Annotated in this window: 1 protein-coding gene; it reads left to right on the top strand. The window is 62.8% G+C overall.

From position 1 onward, the window contains the following. Positions 1–261, top strand: a 261-nt coding sequence (locus tag V0R37_RS22535; protein WP_420376614.1) for a methionyl-tRNA formyltransferase, incomplete at both ends; no start/stop codon positions are given.

Raw genomic sequence — 261 nt, forward strand, 5'->3', positions numbered from 1 at the left:
GTCACCATCATGCAGATGGATGCGGGGCTGGATACCGGCGCCATGCTGTATGAAGTGCGTACCCCAATTACCTCCCTCACCACCGGTGGCGACCTCCACGACCGACTGGCCATTCAAGGGGCCAATGCGCTGGTGAACGTGCTAGACCAGCTGGACAACGGCAGCCTAGAGGCAACGCCTCAGCCGGAAGAGGGCGTGACCTACGCCGCCAAGCTCAGCAAAGCCGAGGCCGAGCTAGACTTTAGCCAGCCCGCCGAGCAG

The sequence above is a fragment of the Pollutimonas rozaliensis genome (genome assembly GCF_048751585.1).
Classification (GTDB): Bacteria; Pseudomonadota; Gammaproteobacteria; order Burkholderiales; family Burkholderiaceae_B.